Genomic DNA, 24,557 nt, shown 5'->3' on the forward strand with positions numbered 1-24,557 from the left:
CAAGCGCCTCGACCGCTTCACGTTGCGCGGGCGTACGAAGGTCAATGGGCAGTGGAAGCTCTATTGCATGGTGCACAACATCGAAAAGCTCGGGCACCATGGGTACGCGAATTAGGTAAGCTGGCGGGCAGGGAACCAGCCCGATCAGGTCACGCAGTAGCCGCCCTGTGAGGGCGTCAGGAGACGAAGATGAAACCGCTGAAACAGGATTGATGCGATGAAGAGTGAATTGAAGCCGGCAATGGCCGGACGCAGCAACTTGCCCCGGGACGGGGTTTTTCTACAGCGTCGTTAGCGGGCATAGAGAGGAAGTCGCGTGAATCTTGCAGTGAAGTTAACTCTGGCCGCATCGGGAATCTTTCTTTTTGTGGGCTTGATCGGCGGCATTCTGAAATACCGCGGGATCATGACGAGCCCAAATCATCGAGCGCATCCGTACATCGATATTGCGCATAGGGCCTCCCTTCTCTATAGCTTTGCTGCGCTGGTCATGGCCGCACTACTTACTTTCAGCCCGTATTCAGACCCAGTGCAGATTCTCATCACCGGAGTGCCGCTATTCTTCTTCTCAGTCGCTATCGCCCAGTACTATCGGCTCGGGCTTGAGGGCAAAGTTACCAACCAGTTCAAGGAGCGGAACTTCAATACCACTTGGGGCATGCTGCTTCTGATCGTTGGTGAGCTTGGTGGCGTTGGCGCAATAGTCTGGGGCTTCATCTCTACGCAGTTCCTGGGGTGAGAGCGTGTGCTGCCCGCTAACGATTCGTTCGAGCGGACGTCCCTGACGGGCCGCCGCTCAACTCAAACGTTGAGGCTGTAGAAAAACTCGTTTCATCGTCTGTTTACATGCCGTTGTTATGATCGGTCATCGCTTCCACGGAGCCCTGCGATGCCGCGCTTCAAGACACCCGACTACGGTCTGAAGATGATTCCGGTCGATTTCGCGCAGCAGGTGCTGCCCGGCACCTTCGAGTTCGCGCTCTGTCACCTGGTCGACAACGAACTCGACCTCTCCACCCTCCGCTCCCGCTACACCAATGACGCCGGCGGCGCCCCGGCCTTCGATCCGGCAGTGCTGCTCAAGATCGTGCTGCTCGCGTACTCGCGTGGGCTCATCAGTTCGCGTTCGATTGCCGGCGCGTGCCGGAACAACGTGCTGTTCATGGCCGTTTCCGGCGACAGCGCCCCGCACTTCACGACGATTGCCGGCTTCGTGGCTGAGCTGGGCGACGAGGCCGCAGCACTCTTCACCCAGGTGCTGCTGGTGTGCGATCGCCAGGGTCTGATCGGGCGCGAGCTCTTTGCCATCGACGGCGTGAAGTTGCCGTCGAATGCATCGAAGGCGAAGAGCGGAACACGCGCTGACTTTGAGCGCGAGGCGGCGAAGATGGAGGCGGCCGTGCAGCGCATGATGGGCGAGCAGAAGGCGCGCGATCTCTCGGGCTGTGACGACGAGCAAGCGCGCGCAGCGCGCACCCGTGAAAGGCTCACCCGCGAAGCAACACAGATCCGCGACTGGCTCGCGGCCAACCCGGACGAGCGGCGCGAGGCCAAGGGCGCCGTGCGCTTGAGTAACCGCACCGACAACGAGTCGGCCAAGATGGCCACCGGCAAGGGCGTCATTCAGGGTTGCACAGAACCCCTGTTGGTTCGCGAGCTTGCCATGTTACGCGGAGCGTAATACACTCGCCACATGATCCTTTCGTTCAAGTGCAAAGACACTCAGGCGCTGTTCGAGGGGAAGACCGCGAAGCGCTTTCGGGCGTTCGCATCGATAGCCGAACGCAAGCTCGCCCAACTTCACGCTGCCCAAACCCTCGAGTTTCTGCGCTCGCCGCCTGGCAACAGCCTCGAAGCTCTGAAAGGTGACCGGAAGGGTCAACACAGCATCCGTATCAATGACCAGTGGCGCATCTGCTTCGTCTGGTCAAAGGCAGGTCCAACGGGGGTCGAGATCGTCGACTACCACTGATGGAGTACAACATGAGCCACCCAGTAGATCGCATGCGTCCGGTACATCCCGGCGAGGTGCTCCGCGAAGACTTCCTCGCGCCCCTGGGCCTGAGCGTCAACGCCCTGTCCGTAGCTCTTGATGTGCCAGCCACACGCATTCATGAAATCGTCAAGGAGCGGCGGAGCATCACCGCCGACACTGCGGCTCGGCTGGCCAAGTACTTTGGCGGCGACGCGGCCTCGTGGCTCGTACTTCAAGCGAACTTCGACTTGAAGACACTGCCTTCCAAGGCAGAGATTGAGCGAAACGTCCGCGCTCGAGAAGAAATCGCAGCCTGAGTTGGCACGCGGTGCCGCCTAAGGATTAAGGTTAGATCGTGATCGCGAAGCGAGCCACGATCTGAACCCGTGGTTGAACAAGCCCTGGCCGTCGTGCGCGGGGTCGCAACTGAGGATGTCGGCTTCGCGGATCACGCCGCGATACAGATAGCGCCCGAGATACACCAGCGCCTTGTCGCCGTTGCCCACGCTCTTGCAATCGACCACCCAGGTGTCCGGCAGCGCGCCGGGGAGCTTGAGCCCTTCCTGCTTGAGGGCTGCGAGCAGCGTGCCGCGAAACACCCGTGCCAGCGCCCGGTGGTTGAAGAGGTAGCCGCGCCTGGTGCGCCAGCGCCGGCTGCGGGCGTCCAGGCTTGCGCCGGGCATGACCTCGGCACCCGCCGCTTGGCCTAAGCAGCGGCTCGCCGCTCTTCTGAAGACAGAAGGCACACGGTCTGCTACGATTGCGACCGATGAAACCGTTCCGATGGTCACCTACCAAGAATGACCTGCTTAAGCAAGAACGCGGGGTGTCCTTCGAGGAGATCACTGTCGCAGTGGAGGCAGGCGGTTTGCTGGAGATCGTGCTGCACCAGAACCCAGCGAAGTACCCCAGACAGAGGATCATGGTTGTCGAAGTTGCCGGCTACGCTTTTCTGGTTCCGTTCGTTGAAGAGGAAGACCACTTCTTTCTCAAGACCATCATCCCCAGCCGGAAGGCTACGCGAGACTTCATCGCGAAGGAGTCTGACGATGTCTAAGCTTGATCCATACGAACTTGAAGTGCTTGAGGCTTACGAGTCGGGAAAGCTGAAGCCGATTGCGAGCAAGTCCGAACTGCAGCGCATGCGTGCCGCAGCGAGGGCCACTGCAATCAAAGACAAGCGGGTCAACATCCGCCTGTCGTCGGCAGACCTCCTCGACATCCAGGCCAAGGCACTTGCCGAAGGCATGCCGTACCAGACCCTGATCGCCAGCGTCCTGCACAAGTACGCTGCGGGCAAGCTTGCGGAAAAGTAGCCGCCGGTTGTTGGCTCTCAACGACGCCTCTCTAAGAGGTCGCGGTAAGTAGTTGATTTATATTGTCACCAACGTGTGCATGCGGCTGACTTTCGGGACGATTTGCGGTATCGGCGAGCCGATTACTTCGCAAACCCCTCGCTCAAGCTGAGGCGCCCGACTACATCCTGAAGATGATTCCGGTGGATTTCGCGCAGCAGGTGCTGCCCGGCACCTTCGAGTTTGCGCTCTGTCACCTGGTCGACAACGAGCTCGACCTCTCCACCCTCCGTTCCCGCTACACCAATGACGCCGGCGGTGCGCCTGCCTTCGATCCGGCGGTGCTGCTCAAGATCGACGCCGCCGCGCCGGGCAAAGGACCGGGCAACGTTCGTTGATCGCGCCCCTGCGTTCGGGCCTACGGCCCTCACTGCGGGGCGCGATCAACGAGCATGCAAATGTAATGGGGGTGTATCAGTTTTAAATCGGCAACCCGGTGAAAAGCGGGTCAGTTTTAAATCGGCATTGACATGGAGAGCCATTCGCGGCAAGCGGAAAAGTGAAGCCCACGATCAAGGTTAGATCGTGATCGCGAAGTGGGACGTGCTATTCCAGCGACTTTTCCCCCGTCGGCACCGGTGCCGCCTCGTCCGGCTCCTTCGGCGTGTCCGAGTTGTGATGCACCTTGTGCGTCTTTTTCCCCGGCTGCGGTGTTTTGTCGGCGTCGGGGGCGATGTCTTCGCCGTGTTTCTTCTTTTCCTGGCGCACCTTCTTGTCGTGCGCAATATCGCGTGGGTCTGTCATCGCCTGTTTCCTTCGCTGGTTGATGGGCTTCCTCACCGGCCGCGCATGCCATCCATGAAGCACCGCAGGCTGCCGGACGACGAACATCGCCAGACCTGTGTCCCACGGCATCGTGAGCTCACTGCCTGACGGGCGGTTCATCGCGTCGATGAGGCGCTGCGTGCATGCTGGGCGCAGGCAGCCCCACTGTCTGTCGGCTGGCGCACAAGGGCGACGGTTGCGATGGGAGGGCCGGCGGCGGCACGGCAGGCAACGCCCCGCCCCATGAAAAACGGGGCGCCCCGGCCCGTGCCGGAGCGCCCCGCTTCGGGTGCGCGGCATGACGACGCTGCTTATCTGACCTTGGCGCGCATCGCGGCCTCTTCCTTTTCGATCCACAGCTTGAGCGTTTCGACGTGCTCGGTTTCTTCGCGCACGAACTCCTTGGCGACCTTGCGGATGTCCGGGTCTTCGGTGGTGCTCGCGACGGCGTAGTAGAACTCGAAGCCGCGACGTTCGCCCTGCAGCGCGGCCTTCAGCCCGTCCAGACGTGTCAGTGCGGGGTCGCCGGCCCACAGCGCGGTCATTTCCGGCGACGAGTTGTCCGGCCAGGACGAGCTGGCGGGCAGTTGCACGGTGACGTCGTAGCGGGCGCACTTGGCCTTGGCTTCATCGAGATGCATGCGCGAGTACTTGGCCAGCTGGGTGAACAGCAAGGCGACGTCGGCGTTGCCGCAGGCGGCCATCGATTCGGCAAGCTGGTCGTAGTGCACCGCCGCATCGTCTTCGACCTTCACCGAATAGCTCAGAAACTCATCCAATGAGCGGATCTGCACGCCGCCCTTGTAGATCGCGGCGGCGATCGACAGCGCCGGCCCCTTGCCGGGGATCGTCGTATCTCCTTCAAACGACACAATGATGTCTTCGTTGCGGACGAAGCACTGGCAGGCCAGCCGATGCTGCGGCGGCATGTCGTTGACTTCCGCGTCCATGATTTCTTCCTTGCTGATCTTGCCCATCTGGCGCAGCACTTCCTTTTCCTTCTCGGTCAGCGCAACGCCATAGCGCACGCGCCTGTCGACGTGGCTGACTTCGACGATGCAGGACGCGCAGTCGCCGTCCTGACAGTCGAACGGGATCGGGATCTTGTGCGATTTGGCGAGGCCGAGCAGTGTGCCGCGGTCGCCCGCGACGGCGTAGACGGTGATGTCGCGCGGCATGGCCGGCGAGGTAAATGTAACGTTTGCCACGTGAGTACTCCTGTTTGAGGGGTGGAACCCTCGAACCGCAGGAAGCATGCCGCCGACGGGCCGCGACGTTGACGAGGATCAAGCGGACCGCATTCAGGTGCGGTGGATCGTGGTCGCCGTCGACTAGGGGAGACGCCCCGCATCGATCCGCCAGCAAGCCGCCGTGAAATGCACGTACGCGCCTTGCACCCAGGGCTGGAAGGCTTCGTGCAGCGTTTCGATCACCTTTGCGCGGGTGGCCGCATCGGTCTGACGCAGCGCAAGTCCGACCGGACCGAGCAGGGTGAAATAGGCTTCGAGATCGGCCGCCGGCAGCGTGCATTCGACATCCAGAGGCCGGATGTCGACGTCCAGCCACCCGCCGCGCTCCAGCACTTCGCTTATATAAGTGCGATCGGCGAAGGCGAACTGGCCCGGCGCCCCCGGGCGGCGTGCCTGCAGTGCGGGCAGCAACAGTGAGGCTGCGCGTTCGGCAGTGGTCATGAAGGGGTTCTCGTCAGCACCGCGCCAGGCGATGGCACTGAGCGCACCGCCGAGCCGTACCGCGTTGCGCAGATGAGCGAAGGCGGCGACCGGATCGTCGAAGAACATGATGCCGAAGCGCGACACGACGAGGTCGGCGCCGGCCGGCACGAAGGCATGATGCGCGGCATCGCTGCAGACGAAGCGCGCCGCCGAGCCGCTGGCCGCCGCGCGCTCACGGGCCGCAGCGATCATCGGCGCGGACAAGTCGACGCCAAGGCAACGCGCCCCCTCTCCCAGCACGTCGGCCAGCGCCAGTGTGGTCGCGCCGGTGCCGCAGCCGACGTCGATCACGCTGCGTGCCGACATCGACTGCGCATGTCCGACCAGGAGGTCGGAAAACGGCGAAAACATGGCGTCGAGCGTCGGTTGCGCCTGCACCCAGGCCTGCCCGGCCGGCCCGTTCCACAAGGCAGTTTGCGCATCGTCGCGCGTCATTGCAGCATCCGTTGAAGCGTCCATCATCGTCTCCCGTGACTTGCCCGCGAAGTGCGGAGTACGCACTATGCAAACTCAAGTCGACTTGAGGTCAAGCCCATGAGCGATCTGGATATCGCCGAAGTGGCACAACGTGCCGGTGTCACCGCCGCGACCCTGCGGTTCTACGAGGAAAAGGGGCTGATACGTTCGATCGGGCGGCGCGGCCTGCGCCGCGTGTTTGGCGACAGCGTGCTGGAAAGACTGGCGTTCATTTCGCTCGGCCGCGCTGCGGGTTTCTCGCTGGCCGAGATCGGCCGCATGTTTTCACCGGGCGGCACGCTGGACATCGACCGCAGCCTGCTGGCTGAACGCGCGGACGAACTGGACCGCACGATACGCAGGCTGGGCGCACTGCGTGACGGTCTCAGGCACGCCGCCGCCTGCCCGGCGCCGAGCCACATGGAATGCCCGACCTTCCGCCGCATCGTGCGCGCCGCCGAATCGAAATCGCTGGAAAGGCACATCGCGTCGCCGCGCAACAAGATCTGAACTCAACCGGCAGCGCGCCGCCCGAAGTCTTGCGCGTCGATGCCGAACCAGGCCAGACCCGGCGTCTTTTCGACGACGATGCAGTCGCCGTCGAGCCGGTAGCCGAGCTGCAGGTGATGGCGCGGGGCCGACAGCACGGCCGGATTGAATACGGCGAAGTTCTCGCCCTCGGGCCGGCGCACCGACTGCACCAGCAGGCCCGGGTGACCTTCGCGGTGGATGCGCGCGCCGACCGACTGCGGAAAGCTGTAATCGGCCGGATGCAGCAGCGCCGGCCAGTCGCCGGTGAGCGGCCGGAAATCAAGCAGCGCGGCGGCACAGCCCACGACGTACACCTTGCGCTCGGCCACCACCGATTCGCGCTCGAAGCCGGCGTCGGCGAGCAGACCCTGGCGCCAGTGCCAGGCGGATTCAAAGACCGTCGTGTGGACCGACTCCGAGCCATACCACACGCCGTGGCGCCCGTCGGAATAGCGGCTGGCCTGCCAGTTCTGGAACGGCCAGGCGATTGCGTTGAACCACTCGGCGTCTTCGAACGGACGGTGCACCACCGGCGTGGGCGAGCGGTAGGGCGGCGGCTTGGCGTCGCCTTCGACCTTCTGCGCAAGTGCCCATTCGGCCGGGTCGTCGGTGAGGTCGTCGAACAGATCCTGCGAGGTGCGCAGCGACACGATGTTGCGGAACACGTCGCGCTGCACTTCGGCCAGAGCGAGGCGGGCAAACAGGTCGCCGAAACTTAATGACTGCGTCACTGGCCGCGTGCCCGGTCGAGATAGGCACGCACCATCAGCAGACCGGCGAAGCCCCATTCCCGGATCACCTCGACCGGACTCAGATTGTCGAAAGCGCGGTTGCGGGTGCTGATCCAGCGATAGACCAGATCGCGGTTCTGCGGAAACAGCAGGCGCAGGTTCTTGTGGATGCCCAGCAGATGACCGACCCGCTCGTACTGGTCGCGGCTGGTGCCGATCGGCTCGCCGCGCCGGTAGCGCGCCAGCGCGGCGCGGTTGCTGGCAGCAATGCCGAGCAGCGCGGCCTGGTCTTCGGTGGATAGTTTCCAGTGATCAAGCAAGGTCATGACCATGCGGGCCAGCGCGCCGCGGTCTTCGGAAGCGCTGATGCCCTTGTCTGCAACGGCGCCCATGGGTGGCTCCTGTCGAATCGGGATGGAAATTCAGGATAGCACCCGTACGTTTTCAATCAAACAATAAGTGTTTCGATAAATCAACTAATTGGCGCGTGCGCTCAAGGGATACGCGGATACGGCAGAGGGGCACGCAGACGGATCGTGTCCGCCCGTCACGAAATCGTCACCGGTCCGGTCCTGCAGCAATCCATGCGCACCCCGCAACTTGCCATCGCCGCGCGACCGCGCCCGCTTGACCTGAATCAAGCTGCGCGCACGCCGACGCCGCGCTGTCATCAATCCGCCATGTGCGCGGCCAAGACTGAACGTTTGAACCCGCACGAACTGCCGCATGCGCAAGGAATCCGCCGTCGAAGCCCTCGGCCAGCAATCATTGCTGATGCCGGCCCGCATCAAGGCTGCGCTGGCCGCCAATGACCGACTCAAGCTCAGCCTGACCATGCTGCAGGCGGCAGCGGCGCACGCCTCCGACCGCGAAGCACCGGTCGCCGACTGGGCACCGGACATGCGCCAGGCCGGCCTGCATGACGCCACCTGGCTGCGCGAACTGGTCAGCACCGCCTACTTCGACGACCACACGCTGGTGCTGCCAAAGATCGCCCCACTGGCCGACCTGCTGCAGACCGATCTCACGCTGATGGCGCGCCCGGTGTGTGATGGCGGCACGCCGGCCGACGCCGAACTGCAGCAGCGGCGCGACAACTGGCTGGCCCGGCTCGGTACGCTGGCCGAGCGCGAAGGCCTGGACGGCGACGGCCTGCGCGCGCTCACCCACGGTGACCGGCGCGGCGGCGACAGCCTGCACCTCCTGGTGATGGATCTGCATCGCCGGCTCAACGCACTGTCGGCGCAGATCGCGACCGAAAACATCGACGGCGCGCACGCCTGGCAGATCAAGCCGGACGACAGGCCGCTGATCCAGGCCTTCATGCGCGGCATCGCGCGCACCGCGCAGCTGAAGTTTTCGCACCCGGGCCTGGACACCGCGGTGACGCGCGACCACAGCCGGCTGCTGATCCAGAACGATATCGGCACCAATGACGTGCACGTGCTGGTGATCGAGGTCGAGCCCGGTCGCATCGCACTGACCTATTCCGACCTGCACGCGGGGCGCTTCGACTTTTTCTGCCGCATGCTGGCCGACATCGGTTTCGCATGGACCGTGTCGGCGCCACGCGTCAGCAGCAACCTGAACGCCGGCAAGCCCTATCAGCTCGGCCGCGCCGAACTGCGCACTCGCGGCACGCGCGCGCTGTGCGACGCGCTGGAGCGGCTCGCCTCGCGCATCGTGTTCGTGATCGACTGGAACCGCGCCCGGCGCCGGCTGCAGATCTTCGTCGACAAGGCCGGCGCGCGCGACCTGCTGTGGCAGGCAGCGCGCGAGGAATGGGGCCACATGGCCTGGCTGCTGGCCGGCGGTGAGGAACTGGTGTACGGCGCGATGCGCGCGGCCGGTGCCGATGCCTTCCGCGTCGGCGACCGGCTGGACGCCGTGCTCGGCCGCGACGCCGCGCGCGACTATCTGGCCGCGTTGCTGCGCACCTCGAGCCACGCGCTGCTGGCGCACCAGCCGGTCAATCAGGTGGCTGACGAAGCGCGCCTGCTGCTCGCGCGGCTGCTGGCCCGGCGCACGATAGAACTGGACCTGATCGCCGAACATGCCGCCTGGTGCCACGCGCTGGCACAGGCGCTGGGCGATGCACTCGACGGCGCCGGCGATGCCGCAGCGCTCAGCACGCGCGCGAAGGACTGGGAGCGGCGCGCCGACCGCCTGCTCACCGAGGCGCGTCAGCGCGCCGAGCGCCAGGCGCGCTGGGCCGCTGTGGTGGCACTGCTGTCGCAGGCCGACGACGTGGCCGACGCGCTGGAAGAGTGCCTGTTCATCCATTCCATGCTGGAAGCGCCGCCGGTCGACGGCGTACCGGTCGAGGTGCGCGATGCGCTGCGCCTGTTGTGCGACACCACCACCGCGGCGATACAGGACTGGGTGCGCGCGATCGAAATCGCACGCCATGTCGGCGGCGCCGGGAACGCGCGCGAGGACGAAAGCTTCCTGCAGACGCTGTGGCGCATGCTGCGCGCCGAGCGCCTGTGCGACGAACAGGCGCGGCAGGCCCGGCGCGCCATCGTGCGTACGCTGCATGCCTCGCCGGCCGCCTTTTCGCTGGCCAGCGATCTCGCGGCAACGCTGGAAAAGGCGTCCGACGCCCTGCTCGCCGCGGGTTATTCGCTGCGCAGTCTGGTGTTCTCTCGCAACGGAGATGCAGCATGACAACGCACGCGAAACACGGCTTCCTGATCGGTTGCGGCGAAGCGGAGCAAGCCGACGCCAGCGCAGCGACCATGGGGTCCAAGGCGTGGAATCTGCTGCGCATGGCCGGCGCCGGCCTGCGCGTGCCACCGGCCTTCGTGCTCGGCACCCACTGGACCGGCCACCCCGACACCGGCATCGAACACGCTTTCGCCAGCGGCCTGCCGGCGCTCGAACATTCGGTCGGCCGCCGTCTCGGCAACGCCGCCGACCCGCTCATCGTGTCGGTGCGCTCGGGTGCCGCGGTGTCCATGCCGGGCATGATGGAAACGCTGCTCAACATCGGCCTTTCAGACCGCACGCTATCCGGCTTTCTGCGCCAGACCGGCAACCCGCGTCTGGTGTGGGACGCCTACCGCCGGCTGGTGGCGAGCTATGGCGAAGTGGTGGCCGGCCTGCCGGCTGCGCTGTTCGAAAGCGAGCTCGAGCGGGTGGCACAGGGGCGCGACGAGCGCAGCCTCGATTTCGGCGAACTGCGCGACCTGACGCGCCGCTTCCTCGATCTGTATGCCGCCGGCGCCGGCAAGCCTTTCCCGCAAGATCCGGGCGATCAGCTGGCGGAGGCGGTGCGCGCGGTGTTCGCATCGTGGGGCGCCGACAAGGCCACGACCTATCGCCGGCTCAACGGCATCGCTGCCGACCTGGGCACCGCGGTGACCGTGCAGGTCATGGTGTTCGGCAATTGCGGCCATGGCTCGGGTGCGGGCGTCGGCTTCACGCGCAACCCGGCCACCGGCGAACCGGGGCTGTGGGTGGATTTCCTGTCCAACGCACAGGGCGAAGACGTGGTGTCGGGTCGGCGCAGCGCGCACGGACACGAGGTGCTGGCGCAGCGCCTGCCGGCCGCCTGGGCCGACCTGCAGCACGCCGCCGGTGCGCTGGAATCGCTGTTCGGCGACATGCAGGATTTCGAATTCACGGTGCAGGATGGCGTGCTCCATCTGTTGCAGTCGCGCACCGGCAAGCGCACGCCGCGCGCCGCCGCGCGCATCGCGCTGGACCTGCTGGACGAAGGCGTGATCGACGCGGATACCGCGCGCCATCGCACCGCCGAACTGGACGACGGCGACCTGCACACGATGCGGCTGTTGTTCAAGGGCCACAGCGAGCCGGCCGAGCCGCTGGCCTGGGGCATGACTGCGAGCGCCGGCATCGCCAGCGGCGAGATCGCCTTCGACGGCGAGCGCGTCGCCGCCCGCGTGAAAGACGGTGCACGCGTCATCCTGGTACGCAACGACGCGGAAACCGCCGACATCGGCGCGCTCGAACACGCGGCCGGTCTGCTCACGCGCAACGGTGCGCGCACCTCGCACGCCGCGGTGGTGGCGCGCCAGCTCGGCAAGGTGTGCCTGGTCGGCTGCGACGCGCTGCGCATCGACCTCGACAAACGCCGGCTGCACATCGGTGAGCAGCGTTTCGACGAAGGCGACGCCATCACGCTTGACGGCAACGCCGGCGGCATCCACGCCGGCACGGTGCGCAGCGAGCGCGTGCCGGACCGCCCGCTGATGGCGCGACTGCAGGCACTGCGCGGAAAGCCGGCAAAGGCGCACAGCAAACGCAAGCGCTGAGCGGCAGGCAAGGCGTCCGATCGGAGGGCAGTTCTGGCGCAACGGTGAGCCCGATCGATGCGACCCGCGCACCGACACGTCCGTGTAACCCTGTCGTTACCGGACTGACGCACAAGCGCGCCACGCTTTCGCGATGCCCGCCCACGTCACCTTCGTACTGCTGCCCGGACTCGATGGCAGCGCATCTTTTCTGCGCCCGCTGATCGATGCGTTGCCCGCCTGGATCACGCCGCGCGTCATTCACTATCCCCGCGAAGGCGCTCAGGACTACGACACCCTGCTGCGCCATGCGCTCGCGCAGACCGCCGATCTCGATGCCTACTGGCTGCTCGGCAGCTCGTTCGGCGGGCCACTGGCTTTGCGGCTGGCCGCGACCGATGCGGCGCGAGTGCGCGGTTTGGTGCTGTCCACCACCTTTGTCCGCATGCCGCAGCCACAGCGTGCGAAATGGGCGCCGTTCGCCAGCACGGCAGTGATCGGTGCGCTGCGCACCGCACGCCGCCTGCCCGTCTGGTTCGGGCGCCAGCCGTCCGATCCGTTCCGCATCGCCAAAGCGGAAACCTGGCGCCACGTGTCATCGCGCGAACTGGCGGCACGCATCCGTAGCGTCATGCACGAAGACGCCCGCGCCTACCTCGGCGCGCTACACGTGCCGCTGCTCTGCCTGGCAGCCGCCGCCGACACCGTGGTGCCCGGGCACAACCTCGACGACATCGTCGCGCTGAAGCCGGATGCCGAGATCGCGACGCTGGCCGGCAGCCACATGGCCCTTTTTCATCAGGCCGGTCAGGCGGTGCAGCACATCGTCCGGTTCATCGAAAGACACTGATGGCGAGGTCTTTGGTCGCGCCACGCGCGCTCATCGGTCGGCCTGTCCCGCATGACGTTCACCTGATTTCGCCGCGCCTGACCTTTCCGGGCTCACTTTTCGCAGTCATTGTCGAGATGTCGCCCGATGGCCGCCGGCCGAGCCCGCGGGTACAGTGATCGTCTTTTCGGGTGAGCTTTCCTTTTCATGGCAGTGCAGATCGACTTCGACCTCGATGCTGACGGGTTTCGTCGGCAGTTCGTACGCATCCCCGGATCAAACCTGTTGCAGCATGATCTTTACGGACGGGCGATGGCGCGTGTGCAGGGTCTGCAGCCGCGCTGGGGTGCGATCCGCGATGGCAACGACGAGCTGGGCGTGGTACAGGTACTCGAACGGCACGCCCTGTCCGGGCTGCTCGGCGCGGTCGTGCTCGACCGCGGCCCGTTGTGGCTGCCGCAAGCCGATGGCGCTGCGCACGCCGGAGACTTCTTCCGCGCGTTTTCGCGCATCTGGCCACGCCGCATCGGACGGCGCCGCCGAATCATCGCCGAGCTGCCGGCGGGCGAGCGCAGCATGGCGCTGCTGCGCGCCGCGGGCTGCCGTGCGCTGACCGACACGCCAGCGGCCGGCTACGCCACCTTCATCGTCGCGGCCGATGAGCCCGCGGCCTGCCGACAGCGGCTGCTGCCGCGCTGGCGCCATGCACTGGACAAGGCGGAAGACGCGATCGCTGCCGGCCGGCTCGTCGTGCACTGGCCGTCCGCGCGGTCACGCGCGGCTGAGCTGCTGCGCCGGCATCTGGCGCAGCGCCAATCGCTGGGCTATCGCGGTCCGACGGTGGCCGAGCTGCAGCGGCTGCTTATCGATTACGCCCGGGCCGACCAGTTGCTGATCGGCGAGGCGCACGAAGCCGGCAGCGACGAGCCGTGTTCGATGATTGCGCTGCTGTGCCACGGCATGACCGCCACCTACCAGATCGCCTGGAACAGCGACGCCGGTCGTCGCCTGCACGCGAACAATGCACTGCTGTGGTCAGCCCTCGAACAATTGCGGGAACGAGGCATCGCTCACCTCGATCTGGGTGGCCACGATGCGCAGCACTCGCCGCTGCTCCGGCGCTACAAGGCCGGACTGGGCGGGCGCGAATTGCTGCTGGCCTGCATGCACGACTGAGTCGACGTTTGATCGCACCGACGATGGCCCTCACCCGAGGGCCGAAGCATGCGTGCGGGCAAGGCCGCGCCGACAACGCGTGACACTGTGCTCCACGAACGGCCTCGATATCGCCCTCAGGGCGTCCACAGGCCGTCCACAGGCCGTCCACAGACCGTCCAATCCGTGCGCCTTCCGGGCCGACGATATAATTCGCGCTGATACCCGGGGAACGCGCACATGAAGAAAACTGATCAATTATTCGAATCCAACCGCAAGTGGGCAGCGAAGATGCAGGCCGATGATCCTAAATTCTTCGAGCATCTGGCCACCTTGCAAAACCCGGAGTATCTGTGGATCGGCTGTTCCGACAGCCGCGTGCCGGCGAACCAGATCGTCGGGCTCATCCCCGGCGAAGTGTTCGTACACCGCAACGTGGCCAACCTGGTCGTGCAGACCGACCTGAACTGCCTGTCGGTCATGCAGTACGCGGTCGACGTGCTGAAGGTGAAGGACATCCTGGTGGTCGGCCACTACGGCTGCGGCGGCGTGCGCGCCGCGCTGCATGACATGCGCTTCGGCCTGATCGACAACTGGCTGCGCAATGTGCAGCACGTGCGCAACCACCACCGCGCCCTGCTCGACGCCGTGGCCGAAGGCGAGTTGCAGGAAAACCGCCTGTGCGAACTGAACGTGATCGAGCAGGCCGTGAACGTCTGCGAAACCACGGTCATCCGCGATGCCTGGGCACGCGGCCAGGAAGTGCGGGTGCATGGCTGGATCTACGGCCTGAAGGACGGCCTGGTACACGACCTGCGCATGGAAGCGAGCAACGAGGAAGAACTGCGCGACAACTACGATCTGGCACTGAAGGCTCTGGTTTGACCCGGCAGGGTGGCCGGTGCGCACGGCGCGCCGGCCATGTTCATTTGCTCCTGCTTGTGGCGGGCGGCGCCACATCCACCACCTCCACACCTTGCCCCGGCTCGCCCACGGTGCGCAGTTCGGGCCGGTACATGTCTTCCATGAAGGTCCCGGGCACGGTATAGCGGCCCGGGGTGACGACTCTCACCATATAGATGAGGTTGATCGGCGCGCTGTCGAGCTTGAGCGCGGCGACGAAGCGGTCGTCGCGAAACTCGCGGTGCTTCACGCGGTTGTCGGTCAGCGTGTCGGCGATGCGCAGCGACTGGCCGTTCGGCAGTTGCAGCGAAAACTCCGACGCCTGCGGCCCCTGCGACAGGTTCTGGTTTTCGATCTCGAGCCCGGCGGGCAGTCGGTCGACCAGCAGCGCGTCGTCGGCGCGGCGCGTCGGCTTCACTTCGACCCGCACCAGCATGAGGTCGCCCACCTTCAGCGCGCGGCCGTCCCACGGTCGGCCGTCGGCGTCGAACCAACTGCGCTGCACGCTGCCGAGCCGGTTTTCGGGCGGCGGCGTGACCTTCGGGTAGCCGCTGGATTCGACTTCGACGTATAGCGGGGCATCACCGGTATTGACCAGTGTGACGCCGCGCCGCGCGGCCGGGGCGTCGACCGGCAGCATCATCGGCTGGGCGCCGCCGTAGCGCGCGCCGCCTTCGACCTGTAGCGCCCAGGGTTTGCCGGCGCCGAGCCCGGCGGCGCGGCCGGCCATGACGAGGGCGATCTGTTCCTGCGTGGACAGCCAGCGCCGCTGTGCGCTGTCGGCTGACAGTTCGAACAGCAGGTTGGCAGCGCGGTCGAGCTTCACGTCGTGGCGCGACAGCAGCGCGTACAGCATCGCGCGGTCGCGCAGCGGGCTGCCGTAGTCGCCGAGCCACTCGTATTCGTTGTCATTGCCGCTCAGGCCGTACGGCTTGCCGAGTGCTTCGTCGAGCGCGACGCGCGAACGCGCCTCGTCGCCCATCAGCTTCAACGCCAGACCAAGGTGAGCCAATGCAAGCGGCGACTTCGCCAGCTGACGGTGGTCGTCGTGCAGCAGACGAAGGGTGGCCAGCGGGGCGCGCTGTTCGCGCGCCAGCACATAACCCAGATGGGCGGCGTTGGCGAAGCGCGTGTGCGCGCCGCGCACCAGATCAGCTTCACCTGGCTGAGCGGGCTGGGCAGGCTGCGCAAGCGTGCGCACCGGCAGGCGCGGCATCTGCGACGGGGCGAGCTGGAATTCCTTCAGCATCCAGTCCTGCATGCGCCGGGCGAAACTTTCCGGCACGGTGAAGCCGCCTTCGCGCGCGTCGATCAGGAAGCCGGTGACATAGGCGGTGATCCAGTGTTCGTACTCGCCACCGCTGCCCCACATCGTCATGCCGCCCTGCGTGCCCTGCATGCCGGCCAGCCGGCCGATCGCCGCTTCGACCAGCGCGGCACGCTCGGCGCGGGTGTGCGGCTTCAGGCCCAGTTCGGCAGCGTAGGCCTCGTCGATGATCACGTGCGGCCAGGCGGCACTGACCGTCTGTTCGGCGCAGCCGTACGGATAGCGCAGCAGGCCGCGCACCTGTTCGCGGATGTTCAGCGGCGGGCTGGCCGCGGCGCTGACGTTGAGCGACGCAGACGCCGGCCAGAAGGCGTCGAGCACCGACGCATCGACGACGTGGCGCGCACCGGCGTCGATCTTCACCCGCTGCTTCTGACGCTGCAGCGGCACCGGCGGCGTCACCTGCAGCGCGGCTTCGCGTTCGATGTGGATAGGCCTGGCGCCGCCCGTCGCGTCGAGCGTCAGCGTCAGTCGCGCAAGCCCTTCGGCTTCGACCGCCTCTGCGGCGAAACGCAGGGTTTCGCGCTGCCTGGGCGCAAGCGTCAGCGTGCGGGCGCCGTCGGCGATGCGCGCGGGCGACTCGGCGGCCAGCGCAAGGCGTATCTGCTGCGACGTGTCGGTCAGATTGGTGACTTCGAGCGCCACGGTGGCGCGGTCGCCGGGCGCGATGAAGCGCGGCGTGGACAGTTCGGCCACGATGGGCGCGGCGACGACCAGCTCGCGCTCGCCGCGGCCGAAGCGATCCAGCGTGGAGGCAACGGCCATCAGGCGCAGGCTGCCGTTGAAGTCGGGCAGCGTGAGCGCGATGTTTGCCTCGCCCTTGTCGTCGAGCTTCACCGGGCCGGAGAACAGATCGACCAGCTTCACCTTCTTCGGCATGCTCTGCGAATCGCGCATGCCAGCGTCACCCCCCCACTTGAGCTTGCCGCGCGTGCCATCCATCTTTTCGATCAGCCGGCCGTAGATGTCGAGCAGATCCGGGGCGTAGCGCTGCTTGCCGAAGAAATAGGCGTGCGGGTCCGGTGTGGCGAACTGCGTGATGTTCAGGATGCCCTGATCGACTGCCGACAGCGTGACCCAGGCCTGCTGGCCGGTCGCGCCGTCGACCTTCACCTTCACCGTCGTTTTCGTTTCCGGCTCGACCTTGGCCGGTGCATCCAGCGCCACCTTCAGCCGGCGGTCTTCGCGCGCCAGCGGGATATGGGCGAGCCCGAGCGCACGCGCCGGTGTCACGCGGCTGCCTTCACTGCCCGGCCGGAACGCCAGCACGGATACATAGAGGTCGTGGCGGTTCCAGCTCGCGTCCAGCGGCAGATTGATGGTCGTGCCGGCAGCGCTCACCTTGACGCGTTTGGCCCACAGCACACGGTCGCCCTCGATCAGCACCAGCGCTTCGCCGTCGTGCGGCGGCGTGAGGTGCGCTTTTACCGTGTCGCCGGCGCGGAAGGGCGCGCCTTCGAGACGGATCTGCACGCGGTCGGGCCGGTTGCCAAGTGCCTCGTCGCCCTGCGCACCCCAGCCGGCGTAGAAGCGGTAGCGCATCGTGAGGCCGTGCTGCGGGTCGTCGATTTCCAGCCGGTAACTGCCCCAGGTGACCGGGAAGGCGAGCTTGGTCTGCGTCTTCACTGCAATGGTGCGGCTGTCGACCAGTTCGTCGGCGTCGCTGAAGCCGGAGTGCCAGCCGCGCTGGTCGTCGAAGCGCCAGTAGTACTGCCGCTCTTCCTTGAACAGCCGCACGTTGGCCTTGTCGAGCGCGGACAGCGTGCCGTCGGGCAGGAAGCGGCCGACCTCGAATTCGGCCAGCGACGATTCGCGCGCCACGTCGGCCTCGAACAGCGGACGCACGCCGATCAGCGCGGGCGCCGGCCACCAGGCGCGTTCGATCGAGCGCACCACCGGCCGGCCGCCGGATTCGAGCAGGCTCAGGCTGGTGCGCAGGCGCAGCGGCGAGCGTGCGGTGCCCGGGTCGTACGGCACGGCCAGCCGAGCAGCGCCGCTGTCGTCGAGCGCGGTTTCTTCCAGCTCACGCCGGCCCTTCAGCGCATCGTCGGCGAAGTCGCCGAAGATGAAGCCGGGCTTCTGCGGCAGCGCGAAGCGCAGGCGCTCGGTGGCGAGCGCGCCGAGCAGGCGGTTGCCGGCGGCCGGCGCACCGAACAGGTAGTCGCCCTGCACCGCGATGTCGAACGGCGCGCCGTCGGTCAGCACGCCCTCTGCACTTGTCAGCGCGAGCTTCATGCGCTCGGGCAGGAATTCCTCGACCTTGAAACGCATGATCGAGTCGGGCCGCTTTGCCCCGGGATCGGCGCGTAGTTCCAGCGTCCAGGCGCCGGTCTGGGCGTCACCGGGTATCGCCAGCGTATGCCGGAAGTAACCGGGTTGTTCGCCCGACGGCTGCCACACGCGTTGACTGACGGTGCGTCCGTCGGGGCGCTTGAGCAGCACACTGACCGGCTGCGCGGCCACCGGTTTGCCGTCAGCATCGCGCGCCAGCACCGACACGTCGAAGCTTTCGCCCGGCCGGTACAGGTCGCGCCCGCTCCACACGAACAGCTTGTTGTTCGTCGGCAGCAGGCCGGCGGTGTCGAATTCGGACAGGTCGAGCGCGGCTTCGCCCAGCGACACGACCGACAGCTCACGCCCGCGCCGCGCGATCACCAGCCTGGCATCGGCCGGTACGGCGTCGAAGGTGGCGCGACCGTCACCTTCGGCCTTCACCGATGCGACGCGCTTGCCGTCGCCATCCAGCACCTCGAACTCGACGCCGTCGAGCGCCGCGCCCGAGCGCAGCGACGTGGCGAAGGCATCGACCCGGCTGCCGTTGCGGTGCAGGTGCAGGCCGATGTCGCTGACGTAGAAATAGGTGGTCTGGTAGTCGCCGGAAAAGCTGCCCGGCACATTCATCACCGCGACATACACGCCGGGCTCGCGCAGCTCCTTGATGTGCTCGACCGGCAGGAAGCTCACGTGCCGGCGGTCGCGCTTGTCGTCGGTCTGGAAGCGGCCCAGATACACGCTGGACGACAGGTCCTTCAGCTGGTCGATGTACCAGCCTGAGGTGCGACCGCGCAGGTCGACCGTGCCACCGTCGTAGTACTCGCCTTCATATTCGCCCTCTCCCTGCGCCGCGTCTTCGTCGGCGCTGCGGCGGATGCCGTACACCTTGTCGAGAAAGGCCGGCAGCTGGGCGGGCCCGACGCGCAGGAACTGCACATCGACTTCGGGCGTGTTGATGGTGACGACCGGGAGGCCGCCGTTCTGCCCGGCCGGCAGCACGGTGCCGCGGCTGGCGAAGAAAAAGGCCGGCGGCATGTCTTCGACCAGGGTTTCGCACTGGTGGGTGCCGGCGAGCTGATCGCCGGCGCGCGACGCGACGCCGACCGCCACGTCGATGCGATAGCGCCGTTTCGGCAGCACGCCGGAGAAATAAGCGATGCGCGGGTTGTCGCCGACAGTCCAGTTGCCGGCGACCTTGCCGCCGACGTCACGACTCGCCTGACGGGTTTCGCCCTCACCCAGATCGGTGACCGTCATCAGATCGCCCAGCGGCAGCTTGCGTGCCAGCGGCCGGCTGAAGGTGACTGCCAGCGCCGGTCCCGCGTCGCGGCTGCGCGCGTCGCAGCGCAGCACCGCGAACGGTGTGTCGGGGTCGTCGCCGATGGCGGCGATCGTTGCGCCCGGGCTGCGCGTCGTCTGCCACCACAGCCCCGCGGCGACCGCGGCCGCCAGCACGAACAATCCCGCCCAAAGCTTGCCGCCGCCTGCCTTCATGACCGTGCCCGTTCCGTCTGTCATCGCCCGCCGCGATTATCCCCGAGCACGCGACCTCGTGTGTTCGCCATACGCATCGCGGGCCGGATCCATTCCTGCGAAAAGCAGGCCGTCGCGCTTCTCGCAGGAGCAGACCCTGCCGGATGCGGTCTCCGAGCGAGCGATGTTTCGTAATCAACGCATTTATCGCGGACAGGGTCCGCTCCTACAAAAACCGGTCGGCGCCTCGGATTGGACGTCCCGATGACCTGAGGCTATGATTTTCGCCCGGAAATCAATCGCTTTCAGCCATGCCCCTGATCGAATTGCAGTGCTCACGCCCTGAAACGAGTGCAGAAACGCTGCGTACCAGCCTGTCGGTGCTGCTGGCGCGCCTGTACGAACGCGACCGGGGGCTCGATGCAGCGCATCTGCGGGTGCTGGTGCTGCGCGACGATGCGGCGGGTTCGGCGGGTGCCGCGCCACCGTTGTCGCGCGAGGACGGCGCAGGCGGATTCACGATCACGCTGTCGGCGCCATTTGTCGAACAATCGCTGGCGGGCGAACCGGAACAGTTGCTGCAGCTGGTGCATGCGCTGCATCGGGAATTGTGGCGCGGCGAGCTGGCTCTGGAGCCCGCCGGCGAGGCAGCAGGCGATGCGCTCACCGTACAGTTCGCACCGATCGCCCGGCTCATGCTGGACGAATACCGTGCCAATCGTGCCAGCGCCTGGTCGCTGCCGGCCGGCGCCGATCTGCTTTTTCCCCATCTGCTTCGACTGCTCGACGAACTGCCCGACGCCAGCCAGCGCGCCCTCGCCGACTACCGCACCGACGCCGATCTGGACACGCTGACCGGTCTTGCAATGGCGCGGCTGACCCATCTGATGCAGACGGTGGCGTTCAGCCTCGGTTATCTCGCCGGGCTGCAGCGCAGCGCCGCGGACATCGCGCCCGAGCTGAAAGCCGGGCTCGACGCCTCGCTGATCGGCCGTGAATGGCCGCGCATCGCCGCCCTGCTGTCGGGCGTTGCAGCAGTCGAGGGTGAAGCGCGCGCGCTGCAGATGAACATGCTGACGACGCGCATCATCGCCGTGCTCGGCAGCATGGGCCTGCATGCCCGCGCGGGCGACGACGGCAACGTGTGGATGGATGTGGCGGCAACGCTGCATTAGCGGACGCTTGGCGGCAAACCGCGCGGCACAGGATCACTGCAGGACCACTCGGTACGGCAAGAAAACCGTCACGTTACGATCAAGCCATTGCAACGGGCTTCATTTAACTTCGCGGCTCGGCAAGGTCACGCATCACGGATGCGGACCGGTTTGCCGAATGACACAGTCCCGCGAAAGCGCGGGTCGCACCGCACAAGGCCCCAGGATGACACCCCGAGTTCTGCACCACGCTGCCAACGACACCCGCTTCCATCCGTTTCCGCTTGCCCGTCCGACGCCGCGGCTGACACTGATCCAGCACGCGCCTGCGGCGACGATGCCGTTCGCGCACCTCGCCCCCTTCGCCGACTTTGAATTCATGCTCGCCGACAGCGAGGCCGATCTGACTGCCGCTGCAGCGCTGGTCGAACAATGCTACGGCTGGCGCGGTTATCCGGCGCAGCGGCCCGAATCGACAACCGGCGAAACAACCTTGCTGGTACGCAGGGCCGGCCGCCTGGTCGGCACGGTGACGGTGCGCTGCGGTGTCACGCAGCGCCTGCACGCCGAAAGCGGCTTCGCGGAACACGTCGGCGCGCTGCGCGAGCAGGGCTGCCGGCTGATCGAATACACACGCTTTGCGATCGATCGCGAAGTGCTGACGCGCACCGGGCAGGAGATCGATCTGGCATTCGAACTGATACGCCGCGCGCTGCGGCTGGGCCAGGTGTCGCTGGCAGCGACCGATGCAGTAATCGAAGTGAATCCGCGTCATGTGCGCTATTACCAGCGTGCCTTCGGCTTTCGGGCGTTCGGGGCCGAACGCCGGTGCGAACGCGTCGGCGCGCCGGCGCGGCTGCTGCACCTGAACCTGTCGGCGCTTGATCCGGCCAAGTGGCCCGTACTGGCGCTGCACTGAGGCGGGCTGCTGACCGCAATCCGGGATCGAGCGATCAGCGCACAGGCAGTATTTCCGACGCCACCGCCTCGCCCTGAACGCCCCGGAAGCCCAGCGCGTGCAGTGCTGCCAGGGTTTCGGCATGTTCCACCGCGACGGCGACCGGCAGGATGGACAGGGCGGATGCAATGCCGGTCAGCGAGGACACGTAAGCCCCCGAATCCGGATTGAGCAAGGCTTCGCGCGTCAGCGTGACCGAAAACTTTACGTGCTGCGGCCGCAGGCGGCGCAACAGGCTCAGTGCGTTGGCGTGCAGGCCGAAGTGCTTGATGCCGATCGCCAGCCCGCGCGACTGCGCCAACTGGGCAAATGCTTCGGCTGCGTCGGGGTCACCGAGCAGGGCGACCTCGGAAAATTCGAGGATGAAACTTCCGCGACGGGTGTCGTGCCGGTAGCCGCCGACCCAACGCAGGATGTCGGGATCGACGAGCGCCGCGGCGCTGACATTCACCACCGTTGCCAGACCGTCCCGTCGCGCCTGCGCGTGCTCCAGCGCGCGCATCAGGCAGGCGCTGTCGAGCGCGGCCGATACACGGGCTTCGCCGGCGTAGGTCATGTATTCGGCAGCGCGGATCAAGCGGTCGCCCGCATCGAGTGCGGCGCGCAACTCGACATGAAGCGCGCCGGCGACGCCGCTGGCATCGAGCCCACGCGTGGCCTGCGACGCGAAGGCGATGCGCCCCTGCCCGATCAGATCCCGCACGGTGCCGCGTACCGCACCGCCTGCCGATTCGATGTCCTGCGTGTGCGCCAGCGGGAATTCGTGCGTGTCGCCCGGCAGCCACAGGTGCAGCGCGCGGTCAGCCGCGGCCAGCCAGCGCGCGGCGTCACAGTCGCTTCCGCAATCGGCAGCGCCGCCGCGCCAGGCGTCGGGATCAGCGGTACCGGCTGCACGCGCCAGCCCGTTGAGCCGCGCGCGCAGTGCCACAAGCACCTGTCGTGCCGGCGCTTCGGTGGTGTCGACGAGCAGCGCAAAACAGGCGCCTTCGACCCGACCGCACATGCCGCCATTGGCAGCGTCGCGGATGTAGTGGGCGGATTCGGTCAGCAAGTCATCAACCGTCTGCCGGCCGTACTGATGATTCAGATCTTCCAGCCCGTCGATGCGCAGCAGCGCGAGCCAGCCGGTGCGCTGACCGGCTTCGATGCGGGCTTCGAGTGCCGCTCGGAAGCCGCGACGGTTGGCCAGCCCGGTCAGTTCATCGACCAGCGCCTGGTCGCGGAAGCGCTCGGCGCGGGAGGATTCGGCGTCGAGCGCCTGTGCCAGCGCACCCAGCATGCGGTTGAAGGCGCCGACCAGCGGCTGCAGTTCGGTCGGCACGCGGGCTTCGTCGATCGGCATGAATTTGCGTGAAGCGGCCGCCACGGCCGAGCGCTGGACGCGACGCAGCGGCCTGAGTCCCCAGCGCAGCGCGGCCAGACCGAGCGCGGCGGCCACCGCCAGCCCGCCGCCCATCCAGACCAGCAGGGTTTGCGCGATGGTCCACAACTGGAGGTAGGCCCAGTGCGGATGCGGTTCGACCAGAACGCTGCCCGCGATGCGCCAGCCGGCCATGATGTCCGCCGTCTGGGCGCCGGACGCCAGCGGCAGCAGGTCAACGAACCACTGCGGCGCGCCACCGGCGAGCCGGGCCGGCGCTTCGCGGCTGGCAACGATGCGCTGCTGCGCGTCACGCACCGTGATGCGGCGCAGATAGCTCTGGTCGAACACCGGCTCGACAAGGCTTTCGGCATTCTGCAGCGACGGTACGCCACCGGCGGTCAGCGCGACGGTCAGCGACAGCGCGATCGATTGCGCCTGACTGGCCATCTGCGCTTCGACACGGTCGCGCGACACCCACAGCGCGGTCAGCAGTGCCGCGATGAAAGCCGCCACACCGACGCCAAGCAGCGCTGCCAGCAGACGCACGCGCAGGCTGTTCATCACTTCACCTCCGCACGCACGCGGTCGAGCAGTTCGCGCCACTTGCGCAGTTGCTGCGGCGAACCCAGTTCGCGGTCGCCTCCGCCCTGCACCTTCCAGACGCGGTCATCGTTGAAGCTGTACACCGGCGTCAGGTCGGGCCGCTCGGCAGCCGGCATGAAGCGCTTTTCTAGGTTGTCCATCACCCAGGGTTCGGCGCCAGGCTCGGGGTAGTAGGCGAGGACCATGTGGTTTTCCAGCCGTCCGTCGCGCAGCAGACGCACATAGGTGATGCGCAGCTTGTCGGCCGGCATGCCCAGTTCGCGCAGCGCGAAGTATTTGGCCAGCGCATAGTCTTCACAGTCGCCGGCGGCGAGCGAGGCGAATTCGACCGGGGTGGCCCAGTAGTCTTCCGATTTCCAGAGCACCGGGTCGGTCACGTAACGCGCCCGGTTGGCGATCTGGTTGATGCGCTCGACGCGCAGTGCCTCGTCGGCAATGTGGCCGGCAGCGTTCAGCGATTCGGCCAGTTCGGCCATGCGCGGTCCCGCCTTGCTGCCAAATCGCGCGTCCATGCGCTGTTGCAGTTCAGCGCGCACGACCAGCAGATAGCCCTGATAGGTGAAGGCCGTGGCCTGCGCCGCGCCGACAGCCGTGACCGCCACGAGCGCACACGCGACCCAGCCGCGCGCGCGAAGCAGGCGGCGGGGCAGCGATATTGACGGGTTTGTGGTGGCCGGCATCCGGGAACATCCAGGGACAGTTCTCCTTTAACGGTC

General features: G+C 66.7%; 24 protein-coding genes and 1 pseudogene. 16 read left to right on the plus strand and 9 right to left on the minus strand.

From position 1 onward, the window contains the following. The first annotated feature begins 22 nt into the window (after positions 1–22). The 5 genes from Q8R75_RS10815 to Q8R75_RS10835 all read left to right on the plus strand — a co-directional run bounded on the left by Q8R75_RS10815 (position 23) and on the right by Q8R75_RS10835 (position 2,292). Complete coding sequence (locus tag Q8R75_RS10815; RefSeq protein WP_305612472.1) at positions 23–115, plus strand: hypothetical protein; 93 nt, start codon at positions 23–25, stop codon at positions 113–115. Between the two features lie 201 nt (positions 116–316). After that, positions 317–739: a hypothetical protein gene (locus Q8R75_RS10820; RefSeq protein WP_305612452.1), complete on the plus strand. Its 423-nt coding sequence runs from the start codon at positions 317–319 to the stop codon at positions 737–739. A gap of 150 nt (positions 740–889) precedes the next feature. After that, the gene (locus Q8R75_RS10825; protein ID WP_305663653.1) at positions 890–1,681 is read left to right on the plus strand and encodes a transposase; all 792 of its coding nucleotides are present in this window, start codon (positions 890–892) and stop codon (positions 1,679–1,681) included. Positions 1,682–1,693: 12 nt separating this feature from the next. Next, positions 1,694–1,972, plus strand: coding sequence for a type II toxin-antitoxin system RelE/ParE family toxin (locus Q8R75_RS10830; protein ID WP_305614514.1), 279 nt, complete (start codon positions 1,694–1,696; stop codon positions 1,970–1,972). Between the two features lie 11 nt (positions 1,973–1,983). Next, on the plus strand, positions 1,984–2,292 hold the full coding sequence (locus Q8R75_RS10835; RefSeq protein ID WP_305614515.1) for a HigA family addiction module antitoxin: 309 nt from the start codon (positions 1,984–1,986) through the stop codon (positions 2,290–2,292). A 102-nt stretch (positions 2,293–2,394) separates the two neighbouring features. Here the strand turns inward: Q8R75_RS10835 and Q8R75_RS10840 are convergent. Continuing rightward, positions 2,395–2,661 (minus strand): annotated as a pseudogene (locus Q8R75_RS10840) (transposase); the annotation flags it as partial. An 83-nt stretch (positions 2,662–2,744) separates the two neighbouring features. On the opposite strand from Q8R75_RS10840, the gene Q8R75_RS10845 reads away from it, so the two are divergent. The 3 genes from Q8R75_RS10845 to Q8R75_RS10855 all read left to right on the plus strand — a co-directional run bounded on the left by Q8R75_RS10845 (position 2,745) and on the right by Q8R75_RS10855 (position 3,668). Then, a complete protein-coding gene (locus tag Q8R75_RS10845; protein WP_305614516.1) occupies positions 2,745–3,032 on the plus strand; it encodes a BrnT family toxin in 288 nt (95 codons plus the stop codon). Then, the gene (locus Q8R75_RS10850) at positions 3,025–3,291 is read left to right on the plus strand and encodes a hypothetical protein (RefSeq protein WP_305614517.1); all 267 of its coding nucleotides are present in this window, start codon (positions 3,025–3,027) and stop codon (positions 3,289–3,291) included. The genes Q8R75_RS10845 and Q8R75_RS10850 overlap by 8 nt, the downstream gene beginning before the upstream one ends. A 173-nt stretch (positions 3,292–3,464) precedes the next feature. Next, positions 3,465–3,668: a hypothetical protein gene (locus tag Q8R75_RS10855; protein ID WP_305614518.1), complete on the plus strand. Its 204-nt coding sequence runs from the start codon at positions 3,465–3,467 to the stop codon at positions 3,666–3,668. A 208-nt stretch (positions 3,669–3,876) separates the two neighbouring features. Here the strand turns inward: Q8R75_RS10855 and Q8R75_RS10860 are convergent, their stop codons facing one another. The 3 genes from Q8R75_RS10860 to Q8R75_RS10870 all read right to left on the minus strand — a co-directional run bounded on the left by Q8R75_RS10860 (position 3,877) and on the right by Q8R75_RS10870 (position 6,287). Then, positions 3,877–4,074 carry a hypothetical protein gene (locus Q8R75_RS10860; RefSeq protein WP_305614519.1) on the minus strand — a complete coding sequence of 66 codons (198 nt, stop codon included), beginning with the start codon at positions 4,072–4,074 and terminating at the stop codon, positions 3,877–3,879. A gap of 332 nt (positions 4,075–4,406) precedes the next feature. Further along, a complete protein-coding gene (locus Q8R75_RS10865; protein ID WP_305614520.1) occupies positions 4,407–5,303 on the minus strand; it encodes a 2Fe-2S iron-sulfur cluster-binding protein in 897 nt (298 codons plus the stop codon). A gap of 123 nt (positions 5,304–5,426) precedes the next feature. Continuing rightward, positions 5,427–6,287, minus strand: coding sequence for a class I SAM-dependent methyltransferase (locus tag Q8R75_RS10870; protein WP_305626258.1), 861 nt, complete (start codon positions 6,285–6,287; stop codon positions 5,427–5,429). A gap of 75 nt (positions 6,288–6,362) precedes the next feature. Between Q8R75_RS10870 and Q8R75_RS10875 the strand changes: the two genes are divergently transcribed. Beyond that, the gene (locus Q8R75_RS10875; protein ID WP_305614522.1) at positions 6,363–6,794 is read left to right on the plus strand and encodes a helix-turn-helix domain-containing protein; all 432 of its coding nucleotides are present in this window, start codon (positions 6,363–6,365) and stop codon (positions 6,792–6,794) included. A gap of 2 nt (positions 6,795–6,796) precedes the next feature. On the opposite strand, the gene Q8R75_RS10880 is transcribed toward Q8R75_RS10875, so the two are convergent. Beyond that, a complete protein-coding gene (locus Q8R75_RS10880) occupies positions 6,797–7,546 on the minus strand; it encodes an RES family NAD+ phosphorylase (protein ID WP_305614523.1) in 750 nt (249 codons plus the stop codon). Further along, complete coding sequence (locus tag Q8R75_RS10885) at positions 7,543–7,938, minus strand: antitoxin Xre/MbcA/ParS toxin-binding domain-containing protein (protein ID WP_305614524.1); 396 nt, start codon at positions 7,936–7,938, stop codon at positions 7,543–7,545. Before Q8R75_RS10885 ends, Q8R75_RS10880 begins: the two co-directional genes overlap by 4 nt. A 334-nt stretch (positions 7,939–8,272) precedes the next feature. Between Q8R75_RS10885 and Q8R75_RS10890 the strand changes: the two genes are divergently transcribed. From Q8R75_RS10890 to can, 5 genes are all read left to right on the plus strand, one after another. Continuing rightward, complete coding sequence (locus tag Q8R75_RS10890; protein ID WP_305614525.1) at positions 8,273–10,213, plus strand: hypothetical protein; 1,941 nt, start codon at positions 8,273–8,275, stop codon at positions 10,211–10,213. Then, positions 10,210–11,823, plus strand: coding sequence for a PEP/pyruvate-binding domain-containing protein (locus Q8R75_RS10895; RefSeq protein WP_305614526.1), 1,614 nt, complete (start codon positions 10,210–10,212; stop codon positions 11,821–11,823). The genes Q8R75_RS10890 and Q8R75_RS10895 overlap by 4 nt, the downstream gene beginning before the upstream one ends. A gap of 133 nt (positions 11,824–11,956) precedes the next feature. Then, positions 11,957–12,652 carry an alpha/beta hydrolase gene (locus Q8R75_RS10900; protein ID WP_305614527.1) on the plus strand — a complete coding sequence of 232 codons (696 nt, stop codon included), beginning with the start codon at positions 11,957–11,959 and terminating at the stop codon, positions 12,650–12,652. A 186-nt stretch (positions 12,653–12,838) separates the two neighbouring features. Further along, positions 12,839–13,807 carry a GNAT family N-acetyltransferase gene (locus Q8R75_RS10905; protein WP_305614528.1) on the plus strand — a complete coding sequence of 323 codons (969 nt, stop codon included), beginning with the start codon at positions 12,839–12,841 and terminating at the stop codon, positions 13,805–13,807. A gap of 219 nt (positions 13,808–14,026) precedes the next feature. Beyond that, positions 14,027–14,671 (plus strand): carbonate dehydratase, encoded by a 645-nt coding sequence (gene can / locus Q8R75_RS10910; protein ID WP_305614529.1) that lies wholly within the window; start codon positions 14,027–14,029, stop codon positions 14,669–14,671. A gap of 40 nt (positions 14,672–14,711) precedes the next feature. Here the strand turns inward: can and Q8R75_RS10915 are convergent, their stop codons facing one another. Beyond that, positions 14,712–19,808, minus strand: a complete 5,097-nt coding sequence (locus Q8R75_RS10915) for an alpha-2-macroglobulin (RefSeq protein WP_305614530.1) — start codon at positions 19,806–19,808, stop codon at positions 14,712–14,714. Positions 19,809–20,074: 266 nt separating this feature from the next. On the opposite strand from Q8R75_RS10915, the gene Q8R75_RS10920 reads away from it, so the two are divergent. Together Q8R75_RS10920 and Q8R75_RS10925 are read left to right on the plus strand one after the other, a co-directional pair. Further along, complete coding sequence (locus Q8R75_RS10920; RefSeq protein ID WP_305614531.1) at positions 20,075–20,938, plus strand: hypothetical protein; 864 nt, start codon at positions 20,075–20,077, stop codon at positions 20,936–20,938. Positions 20,939–21,143: 205 nt separating this feature from the next. Beyond that, entirely contained in the window at positions 21,144–21,836 is a 693-nt protein-coding gene (locus Q8R75_RS10925; protein ID WP_305614532.1) for a hypothetical protein, read from the plus strand. Positions 21,837–21,870: 34 nt separating this feature from the next. Here the strand turns inward: Q8R75_RS10925 and Q8R75_RS10930 are convergent, their stop codons facing one another. Next, the gene (locus tag Q8R75_RS10930) at positions 21,871–23,799 is read right to left on the minus strand and encodes an EAL domain-containing protein (protein ID WP_305614533.1); all 1,929 of its coding nucleotides are present in this window, start codon (positions 23,797–23,799) and stop codon (positions 21,871–21,873) included. After that, positions 23,799–24,521, minus strand: a complete 723-nt coding sequence (locus tag Q8R75_RS10935) for a transglutaminase-like cysteine peptidase (RefSeq protein ID WP_305614534.1) — start codon at positions 24,519–24,521, stop codon at positions 23,799–23,801. Before Q8R75_RS10935 ends, Q8R75_RS10930 begins: the two co-directional genes overlap by 1 nt. Positions 24,522–24,557 lie beyond the last annotated feature (36 nt).

This window comes from Methyloversatilis sp., from assembly GCF_030696805.1.
In the GTDB taxonomy this organism is placed as follows: Bacteria; Pseudomonadota; Gammaproteobacteria; order Burkholderiales; family Rhodocyclaceae; genus Methyloversatilis.

Bases quoted from the DNA above. Each gene is read 5' to 3' on its own strand.
- Q8R75_RS10825 (WP_305663653.1), top strand. From the start codon at position 890: ATGCCGCGCTTCAAGACACCCGACTACGGTCTGAAGATGATTCCGGTC.
- Q8R75_RS10830 (WP_305614514.1), top strand. From the start codon at position 1,694: ATGATCCTTTCGTTCAAGTGCAAAGACACTCAGGCGCTGTTCGAGGGG.
- Q8R75_RS10835 (WP_305614515.1), top strand. From the start codon at position 1,984: ATGAGCCACCCAGTAGATCGCATGCGTCCGGTACATCCCGGCGAGGTG.
- Q8R75_RS10845 (WP_305614516.1), top strand. From the start codon at position 2,745: ATGAAACCGTTCCGATGGTCACCTACCAAGAATGACCTGCTTAAGCAA.
- Q8R75_RS10850 (WP_305614517.1), top strand. From the start codon at position 3,025: ATGTCTAAGCTTGATCCATACGAACTTGAAGTGCTTGAGGCTTACGAG.
- Q8R75_RS10855 (WP_305614518.1), top strand. From the start codon at position 3,465: ATGATTCCGGTGGATTTCGCGCAGCAGGTGCTGCCCGGCACCTTCGAG.
- Q8R75_RS10860 (WP_305614519.1), bottom strand. From the start codon at position 4,074: ATGACAGACCCACGCGATATTGCGCACGACAAGAAGGTGCGCCAGGAA.
- Q8R75_RS10870 (WP_305626258.1), bottom strand. From the start codon at position 6,287: ATGGACGCTTCAACGGATGCTGCAATGACGCGCGACGATGCGCAAACT.
- Q8R75_RS10875 (WP_305614522.1), top strand. From the start codon at position 6,363: ATGAGCGATCTGGATATCGCCGAAGTGGCACAACGTGCCGGTGTCACC.
- Q8R75_RS10885 (WP_305614524.1), bottom strand. From the start codon at position 7,938: ATGGGCGCCGTTGCAGACAAGGGCATCAGCGCTTCCGAAGACCGCGGC.
- Q8R75_RS10890 (WP_305614525.1), top strand. From the start codon at position 8,273: ATGCGCAAGGAATCCGCCGTCGAAGCCCTCGGCCAGCAATCATTGCTG.
- Q8R75_RS10895 (WP_305614526.1), top strand. From the start codon at position 10,210: ATGACAACGCACGCGAAACACGGCTTCCTGATCGGTTGCGGCGAAGCG.
- Q8R75_RS10900 (WP_305614527.1), top strand. From the start codon at position 11,957: ATGCCCGCCCACGTCACCTTCGTACTGCTGCCCGGACTCGATGGCAGC.
- Q8R75_RS10905 (WP_305614528.1), top strand. From the start codon at position 12,839: ATGGCAGTGCAGATCGACTTCGACCTCGATGCTGACGGGTTTCGTCGG.
- can (WP_305614529.1), top strand. From the start codon at position 14,027: ATGAAGAAAACTGATCAATTATTCGAATCCAACCGCAAGTGGGCAGCG.
- Q8R75_RS10915 (WP_305614530.1), bottom strand. From the start codon at position 19,808: ATGACAGACGGAACGGGCACGGTCATGAAGGCAGGCGGCGGCAAGCTT.
- Q8R75_RS10920 (WP_305614531.1), top strand. From the start codon at position 20,075: ATGCCCCTGATCGAATTGCAGTGCTCACGCCCTGAAACGAGTGCAGAA.
- Q8R75_RS10925 (WP_305614532.1), top strand. From the start codon at position 21,144: ATGACACCCCGAGTTCTGCACCACGCTGCCAACGACACCCGCTTCCAT.
- Q8R75_RS10930 (WP_305614533.1), bottom strand. From the start codon at position 23,799: ATGAACAGCCTGCGCGTGCGTCTGCTGGCAGCGCTGCTTGGCGTCGGT.
- Q8R75_RS10935 (WP_305614534.1), bottom strand. From the start codon at position 24,521: ATGCCGGCCACCACAAACCCGTCAATATCGCTGCCCCGCCGCCTGCTT.